Genomic DNA, 10,451 nt, shown 5'->3' with positions numbered 1-10,451 from the left:
GAAACACCCGGTCCCATCCCGAACCCGGAAGTTAAGCCCTTCAGCGCCGATGGTACTGCATGGGAGACCGTGTGGGAGAGTAGGACGCCGCCGGACACATATTGTAGAAAGGCCCCGCCGTTACCGGCGGGGCCTTTCTCATTTCAGCAGATGATGACACTCGGACCTTTTGGCGGTGCGGTCATCGACCGGGGGCGCGTGCACGCGATGCCGCAGTCGCGAGGTTATGGCCGCGCGCACGGGCGGCTCGCCGGCTGTCACGCCGTCGGGGCCCGGCGGCGCTGGAGCGAGTTGCGAACCATGTCCTGTCGCAAGTGCCTTCCGCTGCACGGGTCGCGTTGTTATGCCGTGCCGTTTGGCTAGCCCTGGGCCGGGCCAGTCCTGTGGTCTGGGGGTAGGACAGCAAACCGCACTGGGATGGGCCTACGTCCGCTTCTAGACCAGCGACACCGACGCGCCGCGGACCTGGCTTTCTGCGTGGTTGCAGCCACCATCGCGGGCGCACCGCCTAGAGCGGCCAATCGTCCGGCGTCCGCGTCGACAGAACTGCGGGATGCGACGCCTAGCTGGTGGGGTCGTCCTGGGTCAGGGCCTTCGCGTAGTTGGAGAGGGAGCGGTTGTAGCGGGGGAGGTGGTGGGACAGGGCGCCCAACGCCTGGCCCGCCGCCTCGCGTTCGCGGCCGACGTCGGTGAGCGCGAGTGCGAGGAACGCGGTGACGGCGTCGTCGAGCTCGTCCGAGCCGGCCTCGCGCTCCGCGGTCAGGAGGGCGACGCTCTCCTCGGCCCGGCCGAGATTGCGGAGCGTGCTGGCGTACTGGATCACGGCCTGCCTGCGCCGCGCTTCGGGGAGGCCGGCGGCGAAGGCCCGCTGGTAGTGGTCGGCGGCCTCCGCCTCGTTGCCGGTCGAGTCGTGCGCGGACGCCAGCTCGTACTCGCCGACGGCGTCGCCGGGCGGAAGCTCGGCGGTCAGGGCTTGGACCTTCCGGAGGAAGTCGGCGGGCTCGTGGTCGTCGAAGGCGCCCCAGAGGCCGGCCATGCGCTGTTCCCAATCGGGCGCTGGATCGATCATGGTGGCCAGGATAGGTCACCCGTCCCGTTCCGGCGGCTCCAGGTCGAGCCAGAGCTCCGCCGGATGGCGGATCAACGTGACGGTGTTCCAGACGACCTCGTGCGGTGCGTGATGCAGCCGGGCATCCGGGAAGCGGCGGGTCAGTTCGCGCAGGACGGTGGTCAGCTCCAGGCGGGCCAGCGGCGCGCCCAGGCACACGTGGGGGCCGGCTCCGAAGGCGAGGTGGGGGTTCCGGGCGCGCCCAAGGTCGATGCGCTCGGGGTCTTCGAACACGGCCGGATCGCGGTTGGCGCGGTCGGTCGCCGGAATCACCAGGTCGCCCTCGCGCAGCCGGACGCCCCCGAGTTCCACCTCGCGGACGGCCCGACGCGGCTGCGCGGATTCGAACGCGGTGCCGGGGGTGGTGCGCAGCAGTTCCTCGACCGCGCCGGGGATGCGATCGGGATGGGCCGCGAGAAGGCGGTAGAGGGTCTCGCCACCGTCCTGCCGGGTGGTGAGCAGCCGGAAGAGGAAGCCCGCGATCGCGGCGGCCGTCGTCTCCCATCCCGCGATGACGACGCTCGCCGCCAGGAGCGCCGCCTCCTCCAGGGCCGTCCGCCGGCCGACGGCGTTGGCGGCGATCACGGAGAGGAGGCCGCCCTCCTCGGAGCCGGGTTCCGCGTCCGCCATGAGTCCGCCGAGGCGCTCGGCCATGTAGCCGCTCATCTCCAGCACCGCGCGCTCGTTCTCGGCGGCGCGGTCCTCGCCCGTGGACAGGAACATGTCGCCCCACCTCCTGAACAGCGGCAGGTCGTCGTCCGGCAGATTCATCACGCTGCCGATGACGCCGAGAGTGAGGGGCAGGGCGAGTTGCTCGTTGACCTCGACCGGGCCGCCCGCCCGGGCGAGCGAGTCGAGCAGCCCGGTGGTGAGCCGGTCGACGGTGGGCCGGTACCGGTCGATCCGGGCGGGTGCGAAGGCGTTGCCGACCAGGTCCCGGTGCACGCGATGCTCCCGACCGTCCCGTGCCAGCATCGTCGGGGAGGTGGGCGGGTAAGGCGGGATCGCGTCGGCGCCCGCGCGGCGGAACGTGTCCTGCTCGCGCAGGACGCGCACGCACTCCCTGTGCCCCGTGACCAGGAACGCCTCGTGCCCCTCCGGAAGGCGGACCCGCGTGACGGGCGCGAGCCCCTCGTAGAGAGGGGACAGCCCCATCGGATCGTCGGGGCGACGACCGTCGACCGGGACGTCCTGGCACGGGAACGGGTAGCGCGGGTGATCGGTCGACGTCACGTGGCTCCTCGCGGCTGTCGCTGGGATGATCGCCTGTCCGCCTCGAAACTCCGCGACCTGCCCAGGCCCGTCAACCCCGCGGCGAGGTTCCTGTGGCGTCGGCGACACCTGGTGGCGGCGCAACCCCTGTGCAACCTGGGATGCGGCAGAATTGGACCGCTCGACCGCGGTCGGGATCATGGTCGCGCCGGTGCCAACCCACACACTCGCACCGGCGCGGCCGCCCCGCAGGTCAGACGTTCGCCCCGCGGCCCTCGGCGGCGCCGAGCCCGCCGTCCGGGACGGGTTCGGATGCGCCGCGCTGAGCCAGTCCGAAAAGGCCCAACGCTCCCAGCGAGCAGGCCGCCGCGGCGAGCGGCAGCGAGCCCGACCCCAGAGTGCCGAGCAGCCAGCCGCCGAGGCCCGCTCCGAGCGCGGCGCCCGCGTAGACGGCGCTGCTGCTGAGCGCCAGCACTTGCGGGCCGGTCTTCGCACCGGCCAGCGCCAGAAGGCGCGTCTGGACGGGCGGGGGCACCGCCCAGGCCGCCGCCGACCACACCAGGAGCGGGACGAGGACGAATGCCAGGTGCGCCGGGCGCAGCGACCAGGCCAGCGCCAGTCCCGCCATCGCCGCGGTGAAGGCGGCGACGGCGATGGCGAACGTCCTCACCGGGCCGAAGCGGTCGACCAGGGCGCCGCTGAGACGACCGCCCGCGATGCCCGCGACGCCGGTGAGCACCAGGAGACCGCCGAGGCCGGACGGGGTCACGCCCGCGACGTCGTCCAGGAACGGCGCCAGGTACGTCTGGAGCATCAGGTTGCCGAGCACCGCGGCGACGGCGGCGAGCAGCACGTACAGGATCGCTGGGCGGGCCAGGGGCCGCAGTCGTTCGCCCAGGCCCGCCGCGGGCGGCGGTGCCGTCTCCGGCACGGCGGCGCGCAGGAAGGCCAGGGCGGCGAGGCCGAGGAGCCCGCCCGTCACGAACGTGGCCCGCCAGCCGAGCGCCGCGCCGACCCACGTTCCGAGCGGGACGCCGGCGACGACCGCGCCGGTCAGCCCGGCCATGACGGTGGCCAGGTCGCGGCCCCGGCGTTCCGGTGCGGAGAGAGCGGCGGTGACCGCGAAGACGGCGGGCAGGACGACCGCGGCGGCGAGCGCGGCCAGCACCCGCAGCGCCATCAGCGCCGGATACGACGCGGCGAGCGGGACGGCGAGGTTGGCGGCGCAGAACACCAGCATTCCGCCGGTCAGCAGGCGCCGCCGCGACCAGGACGCCGTGGCCACGGCCGCCACCGGCGCGATCACCGCGCAGATGACGGAGAAGACGGTCACGAGCTGCCCGGCCGAGGCCTCGCCGACCGACAGGCCGTGCGCGATGGACGGCAGCACGCCGACGATCACGAAGTCGTCGGTCTGGAGGGCGAAGGCGGTCAGCGCGAGCGCGGCGATCGGGAGCCGGCCGCCGGGGCGTCGGATGAGGGGCATGCAGTTAAGGTAACAGTCGTTACCCTATAGGCTGGACGCCCGACCACGGAAGGGAACCCGCCAGTGCCGAGGCCGCGCGACCCCCACCGGCGCACCGAGATCCTCGACGCGGTGCTCGACCACCTCGCCGAGCACGGGATGTCCGGCCTGTCGATGCGTCCGATCGCCCAGGCGCTCGGGCAGAGCACGCGCGTCCTGACCCACCACTTCGCCGACAAGGACGCGCTCCTCGCCGGCCTGCTGAAGCGCCTGGACGAGGTCCAGCACGAGCAGCTCCACGCGACCGAGGGCTGGGACGACACCGCGCGCGGAATCGGCGCCATCGTCCGTGACTCCTGGGACCGCCACCTGGCCCCGGAGAACATCGCGCGGACCCGGCTCGTGCTCGAGATCGAAGGGCTCGCGGCGGCCGGCCGCATCGGCGACAGGGTTCCGGCGTTCCTGGCGGAACGCGCCGATTTCGTCGCCGGGGCTCTGGCCGCCCGCGGCCTCGCCCCTGGTCCCGCCCGCGTCAAGGCGACGTTCCTCAACGGCGCCTACTCCGGTCTGCAGACCGACTTCCTCACCACCGGCGACCGGGAGCGCGTGGAGGCGGCGCTCGAGGAGCTGTGCGCGCTCGCCGACTCCTGGACGGAGAGCGCCGCCTCGACGTCCTGACCGCCGTCGTGCCTGGAACGCCGTGCTACTCCCGCCCTCGGTGCGGGCACCAGCACAAACGTCGCCAGTGTTCGGGACCGCCAACGGGCGATGCCAGACAGACTTGGACCCGGCGCGGATTGGACCTGTCCCCCTGCGGGGCCTGGCCGTACCGTCCGCCCATGCGTAACACACGACGTTTCGCCCTGGCGGCCGTGGCCGCGTTTCCCCTCATGGCCGCGCTGCCGGCGGCGTCCGCCGCGGACTTCGATGCGACCGCCACCGGGACCGCCTTCTCCCCCAACCCCGTCCAGCAACTCGGCGACCAGTCCCTCACCGACGCGAAGGACGCCGACTACGCCGCCCTCGCGCCCGCCTACCGGCAGGTGACCCTCACCGACCTCGACGGGTCCGGCTCGCTCACCGGCCGGTACGTGCGCGTCAAGAGCGAGACCGGCAGCGCCGCCCGGATCGACGGCGGCGCGCTGCCCGCCTATCACCGCGACTCCGACCAGTTCGAGCAGGTGATGGGCTATTACTGGGTGACGACCGCGCAGCGCTACCTGCAGCACCTCGGGTTCGGGTCCGGTCTGCGCCCGGTGAACCAGCGGCAGATCGAGATGCGGATCAACCAGTACGGCGGCGACAACTCCTTCTTCCGCCCCGACAAGGCGAACATCACGCTCGGCAAGGGCGGGGTGGACGACGCCGAGGACGCCGAGGTGATCGTCCACGAGTACGGCCACTCCGTGCAGGACGGCCAGGTCACCGGGTTCGGCACGAACCTGGAGTCGGGCGCGATCGGGGAGGCGTTCGGCGACTACCTGGCGGTGGCGGTCACCAGCTGGGCGACCGGCACACCGACCAGAACCCCGGAGCCGTGCGTCGCCGACTGGGACTCGGTCTCCTACACGTCCGGGCCCACGCACTGCCTGCGGAGGCTGGACGGGACGAAGCACTACCCCGAGGACGTTCGCGGTGAGGTCCACGCCGACGGTGAGATCTGGTCGCGCGCCCTCTGGGACATCCGCCGGTCGCTCGGCGACACCAAGGCGAGCACGCTGATCGTCGAGGCGCAGTTCGCGTTCGCGCCGGACACCTCGTTCAAGGCCGCCGCCGAGGCGACCGTCGCGGCGGCCCAGCGCCTCTACGGCGCGGCGGCCGCGCGGTCCGCGCGGGAGGCGTTCGCCGCGCGGGGCATCCTGTGACCCCGTGAGTCCGGGGGCGTGGTGCGGCCGTCAGGGGCGTCGTAGCATTCGCTCATGATCACGGCCGCACTCGCCTTCGCCGTCGCAGCGGTGATCGTCAACGTGGTGCCGGGGCTCGACACGTTCCTGGTGCTGCGGACCTCCGCCGCGCATGGACGCGGCTGCGGGCTGGCCGCGGCGCTCGGCATCATGACCGGCTGCGCGGTGTGGGGGCTCGCGACCGCGGCCGGATTGACCGCTTTGCTGACCGCCTCGCATGTCGCCTATACCGCGGTGCGGGTCTGCGGCGCCGCCTACCTGGTCTGGCTCGGAGCGAGGGCGCTCTGGGGTGTCAGGCGGAGGGGCGAGGACGAGGCTCCGGAGCCCGTCGTGGCCGCAGGACGGCGTGCGGCCTTCCGCGCAGGGATCGGGACCAACCTGCTGAACCCCAAGGCGGGCGTCTTCTACATGAGCCTCGTCCCACAGTTCATGCCGGACGGGGCGCCGGTGTTCGGCATGACGGTCCTGTTCACCGCGATCGACGTGGCCGAGCTGGCGGTCTGGTTCTGGCTCGTGTCGGGCGCGGCCGCGGCGATGGGGGAGCGGCTGCGGCGCCCGTCGCTGCGGCGGCGGTTGGAGCGGCTCAGCGGGGCGGCCTTCCTCGGCTTCGCCGCCGACCTGCTGGTCGACCGGCCCTGACCCGGTGATCCGCGTCACCCGGCGGACCGCCGGGGTTGCGACGAAATCGGTGGGCGGCCGCCCTGGACGCCGTAGGCTGCTCGGGTGACTGAGAAGGTGTGGCACATCGAGCCGTCGGGGCCGCTTCGCGGGGACGTCACCGTGCGCGGGGCGAAGAACGCGGTCAGCAAGCACATGGTCGCCGCGATGCTCGGGGACGGGCCGAGCACGATCGGCAACGCGCCGGACGTCGGCGAGGTCGGCATCACCGCGGGGATGCTGGAGCACGTCGGGATGACCGTGGAGAGGTCCGGCGGCGACGTGACCGTCGTGCCGGGGCCGGTGTCGGACCCGAGCGTCGGCAAGGCGTTCACCGGGCTGAACCGTATCCCGATCCTGATGCTGGGCCCGCTGCTGCACCTGGCCGGAGAGGCGTTCGTGCCGCTGGTCGGGGGCGACCCCATCGGGCGGCGGCCGGTCGACTTCCACGTGGAGGCGCTGCGGGCGTTCGGGGCCGAGGTGTCGCACGCCTCCGACGGGATCCACGCGCACGCCACACGCCTCGTCGGGACGCGCATCGAACTGCCGTACCCGAGCGTCGGCGCCACCGAGACGGTGCTGCTGGCGGCGGTGCGGGCCGAGGGCAAGACCGTCATCCGCAACGCGGCGACCGAGCCGGAGATCACCGAGCTGGCGCTGTTCCTGCAGCGCATGGGCGCGCGGATCTCCTTCGCCCCCGACCGGCGCATCGTCGTGGAGGGCGTCGAGCGGCTGAGCGGCGCGCAGACGCGGCTGGGCGGCGACCGGATCGAGGCGTTCTCCTACCTGGTCGCGGGCCTGGTGACGGGGGGCGAGGTGCGGGTGCACGGGTGCCAGCAGGACCGGCTCGTCACCGCCATCACGACGCTGACCAGGATGGGCGCCGAGTTCGAGATCACCGACGAATGGATCATGGCGTCGGCTCCCGGCGGCCTGCGTCCCGCGGCGGTGCAGACCGACACCCACCCCGGGTTCGCGACGGACTGGCAGACGCCGCTGATGGTGCTGTTCACCCAGGCCGACGGCATGTCGGTGCTGCACGAGACCGTGTACGAGAACCGGCTCGCCTACGTCCCGGCGCTGCAGAGCATGGGCGCGGAGATCGAGGTCTACGACACGTGCCTGGGCGGCCCCGCCTGCCGGTACCACGACACGGCGGCGCTGCACTCGGCGGTGGTGCGCGGGGTGACCAAGCTCCGCGGCGGCGACGTGACCATGCCCGACATCCGGGCCGGGTTCTCGGCGGTCCTGGCGGCAGCGGTCGCGGAGGGGCCGTCCACGCTCCGCGGCGTGCACCACATCGAGCGCGGCTACCACCGTCCGGTCGAGCAGTTCAAGACGCTGGGCCTGTCGCTGCGGGCGGGCTAGGACGGAAGGCCGGTGGACGGGGTCGTCCGGGGCCAGGCGAAGGTGAGCGACCCGCCGACGGGCAGGTCGCGCCAGAGCGGCGACAGCTCGTCCAGCCGGGCCAGCACGCGGTCGACCGCGGGCCTGTCCTCGGGCGGGATCGGCCGGCGCTCGGCCCACGCGGGGGTCCGGGCGCCGGCGCGGCGGCGCCAGGCGAGGTCGCACAGGCCCGCCAGGTGCTCCGACCTTCCCATGTCGCCGGGGTCGGACCGGTTGAGGAAGGCCTCCCGCTTCTTCAGCCGCCGCTGCTCCCTGGCCCGCCGCCGCGCGTCACCGGACGCCTCGACCGTCTCGTTGAAGCCCTCGCCGCCGCCCGCCGCGGCGCGTCCGAACACGCCGGACGTGAGGCCCAGCTCCGCCTCCACCAGGTAGTGGACGAGGTCGTGCGGGATCTGGTCGTCGTAGCCGGGGGCGGGATCCATCCGGCGCGGGTGCCGGCCGGGGAGCCTGACGACGGTGGCGTACCGGCGTTCACCCGTCCGCTCGAAACTCACGTCCACCCGGCCAGGCTAGGCCGGAGCCTTCCCGCGCCGCATTTCCTTTTCCTACGGTGGTGATCAGACGCTGGAGGGGGCGCCGTGGAGTTCGACCGGACCGATCCGTACCCGTTCTACGCCCGGGCTCGCGAGACCGAGGGGCTGACCTTCGTGCCCGAGCTGGACGCCTGGCTCGTCGCCCGGCACGCCGACGCGCGGGCGGTGCTGCGCGACCCGGAGACGTTCTCCTCGGCGAACGCGCTGCGGCCGGACGTGGTGCCGGGACCCGAAGCGGTCGCCGTGCTGCGGTCGCTGCCGCAGGGCCGCCCCGTCGTGCTCACGGCGGACGGCGCCGACCACCGCCGGGTGCGCGAGCCTCTGACGCGCGGGCTGTCGCCGAAGCGCGTCGCCGCGGCGCTCCCGTTCATCACCCGCCGGGCCCGGGAACTCGTCGCATCCTTCGCCGGGGACCGCCGCGTCGAACTGATGGGACGGTACGCGCGCGTCCTGCCGGGCGAGGTGATCGGGCACATGCTCGGCATCGACCCGGACGAGGTGCCGGCTCTCATCGAGGGCAGCTACCGGGCGGAGGACCTGATCTTCCGGCCGATGAGCACGGACGAGCAGGTCGCCGCCGCCGAACGGGTCGCGGACATGAAGCGGGTGCTGGACGCGCACGTGAAGAGCCGGGAGCCGGGCGACGACCTGTGCGGCGAGATGGTGCGCGCGATCGAGCCGCACGGCACGCTCGTCTCCAACCTGCAGAACATCCTGCTGGCCGGGCACCTGACGACGACGGCGCTCATCGGGACGGCGGTGCTGCACCTGCTGCGGAACCGGGAGCAGTGGGAGCTGCTGTGCGCCCGGCCCGAGCTGATCCCCGCGGCCGTCGAGGAGGCCGCGCGCTACGACACCGCCATCCAGGGGTTCCGCCGGGTCACGACCCGGCCGGTGCGGGTGGCGGGCACCGACCTGCCCGCGGGCGCCGAGGTCTTCGTCGCGTTCGCGGCCGCCGGACGCGACGCCGGGGCCCACGACCGCCCCGACGAGTTCGACATCGCCCGCGAGCCGGCGCGGCACCTGGCGTTCGGGCACGGAGTCCATGCCTGCCCGGGCTCGCAGCTGGCCCGCGAGCAGGTCCGCGTCACGCTGGAGGAGCTGACCGCCCGGCTGCCGGGCCTGCGTGTGGAGGAGCCGGTGGAGATGCTGCCGAGCCTGATCCACCGCTCGCCCAAGGAGCTGTTCCTTACCTGGTGATGGCCGAAACCTACAAGACGGGCGAGCCTGCGGCGGCCAGGCTTGAGGCATGGATCTGACCAAGGCGTCCGACTTCATGGCCATGCACGCGCGTCCCCTGGACCGCCGCCGCTTCGACCTGCTGACCGGGGAGGGCGACCGGGACGCGCTGCTCGCCGCGCTCAACACCTACCGGAACCCCGACGGTGGATACGGCCACGGCCTCGAGCCGGACCTGCGGTCGCGGACGAGCCAGCCGGGCCCCGCGCTGCACGCGTTCGAGGTCTTCGAGGAGCTCGCGCCGGTGACGGCGCCGGAGGCGGCCGCGCTCTGCGACTGGCTGGAATCCGTGACGCTGCCCGACGGCGGCCTGCCGTTCGCTCTGCACATCCCCGACCCCGCTGGGTGTGCGCCGTTCTGGGTGGAGGCGGACCCCGGGACCTCCTCCCTGCAGATCACCTCCGTGGTCGCGGCCATGGCGCAGCGCGTCGCCGTCCACGACTCGGCGGTGGCAGGGCACCCCTGGCTCGACCGCGCCACCCGCTACTGCCTCGACACCGTCCGCGCCAAGGACACGTTGCACGCCCTGGAGGCGGAGTTCGCCATGTGGCTGGCCGACGCCGTCGAGGACACCGAGGCCGTCGCCCTGCTCGGCGAGCACATCCCGGACGACGGCCTCGTCCACGTGGAGGGCGGCCTTGAGGACGAGACGCTGCGCCCGCTCGACTTCGCGCCCTTCCCGGGACGCCCCGCCCGGTCCCTGTTCAAGCCGGACGTCGTGGCCGCCGAGCTTCGACGGCTCGACGGCATGCAGGAGGACGACGGCGGATGGCGCGTCGACTTCGCGTCCTACTCGCCCGCCGCCGAACTGGAGTGGCGCGGGTACACCACCGTCAGGGCGGTCTCCGTCCTGACCCGCAACGCCGAGCGCTAGCCGCCGTCCGGGTGCGGGACGGGTGCGCGTGGGATCCTGGAGGCGCAGGCCA

Annotated in this window: 10 protein-coding genes and 1 rRNA gene; 7 read left to right on the top strand and 4 right to left on the bottom strand. The window is 73.3% G+C overall.

What is annotated here, in order from left to right; translation table 11 throughout:
• A 5S ribosomal RNA gene (gene rrf, locus ABD944_RS21770) occupies nt 1-96 on the top strand; the annotation flags it as partial.
• Between the two features lie 466 nt (nt 97-562).
• On the opposite strand, the gene ABD944_RS21765 is transcribed toward rrf, so the two are convergent.
• The 3 genes from ABD944_RS21765 to ABD944_RS21755 form a co-directional block, all read right to left on the bottom strand.
• On the bottom strand, nt 563-1,069 hold the full coding sequence (locus ABD944_RS21765) for a tetratricopeptide repeat protein (protein WP_345179204.1): 507 nt from the start codon (nt 1,067-1,069) through the stop codon (nt 563-565).
• Between the two features lie 15 nt (nt 1,070-1,084).
• Entirely contained in the window at nt 1,085-2,341 is a 1,257-nt protein-coding gene (locus ABD944_RS21760) for a cytochrome P450 (protein ID WP_345179202.1), read from the bottom strand.
• A 232-nt stretch (nt 2,342-2,573) separates the two neighbouring features.
• Nucleotides 2,574-3,806, bottom strand: a complete 1,233-nt coding sequence (locus tag ABD944_RS21755; protein WP_345179199.1) for an MFS transporter — start codon at nt 3,804-3,806, stop codon at nt 2,574-2,576.
• Nucleotides 3,807-3,869: 63 nt separating this feature from the next.
• Here ABD944_RS21755 and ABD944_RS21750 point away from each other — a divergent pair, with 63 nt between their 5' ends.
• The 4 genes from ABD944_RS21750 (at nt 3,870) to murA (ending at nt 7,714) form a co-directional block, all read left to right on the top strand.
• On the top strand, nt 3,870-4,463 hold the full coding sequence (locus ABD944_RS21750; RefSeq protein ID WP_345179197.1) for a TetR/AcrR family transcriptional regulator: 594 nt from the start codon (nt 3,870-3,872) through the stop codon (nt 4,461-4,463).
• Nucleotides 4,464-4,624: 161 nt separating this feature from the next.
• On the top strand, nt 4,625-5,650 hold the full coding sequence (locus ABD944_RS21745) for a M4 family metallopeptidase (RefSeq protein ID WP_345179195.1): 1,026 nt from the start codon (nt 4,625-4,627) through the stop codon (nt 5,648-5,650).
• Nucleotides 5,651-5,704: 54 nt separating this feature from the next.
• On the top strand, nt 5,705-6,328 hold the full coding sequence (locus ABD944_RS21740) for a LysE family translocator (protein WP_345179193.1): 624 nt from the start codon (nt 5,705-5,707) through the stop codon (nt 6,326-6,328).
• Nucleotides 6,329-6,412: 84 nt separating this feature from the next.
• Complete coding sequence (gene murA / locus ABD944_RS21735; protein ID WP_345179191.1) at nt 6,413-7,714, top strand: UDP-N-acetylglucosamine 1-carboxyvinyltransferase; 1,302 nt, start codon at nt 6,413-6,415, stop codon at nt 7,712-7,714.
• Here murA and ABD944_RS21730 read toward each other — a convergent pair.
• On the bottom strand, nt 7,711-8,253 hold the full coding sequence (locus tag ABD944_RS21730) for a hypothetical protein (protein WP_345179189.1): 543 nt from the start codon (nt 8,251-8,253) through the stop codon (nt 7,711-7,713). The two genes, murA and ABD944_RS21730, sit on opposite strands and share 4 nt — an antisense overlap.
• Before the next feature lie 78 nt (nt 8,254-8,331).
• On the opposite strand from ABD944_RS21730, the gene ABD944_RS21725 reads away from it, so the two are divergent.
• Both ABD944_RS21725 and ABD944_RS21720 read left to right on the top strand, forming a co-directional pair.
• The gene (locus ABD944_RS21725) at nt 8,332-9,486 is read left to right on the top strand and encodes a cytochrome P450 (RefSeq protein WP_345179187.1); all 1,155 of its coding nucleotides are present in this window, start codon (nt 8,332-8,334) and stop codon (nt 9,484-9,486) included.
• 49 nt (nt 9,487-9,535) lie between these two features.
• Nucleotides 9,536-10,399 (top strand): hypothetical protein, encoded by an 864-nt coding sequence (locus ABD944_RS21720; RefSeq protein ID WP_345179185.1) that lies wholly within the window; start codon nt 9,536-9,538, stop codon nt 10,397-10,399.
• The last annotated feature ends 52 nt before the right edge of the window (nt 10,400-10,451 follow it).

It is taken from the genome of Actinomadura verrucosospora, from assembly GCF_039540335.1.
GTDB lineage: Bacteria > Actinomycetota > Actinomycetes > Streptosporangiales > Streptosporangiaceae > Spirillospora > Spirillospora verrucosospora.
This window is presented reverse-complemented; position numbering and strand designations above follow the sequence as displayed.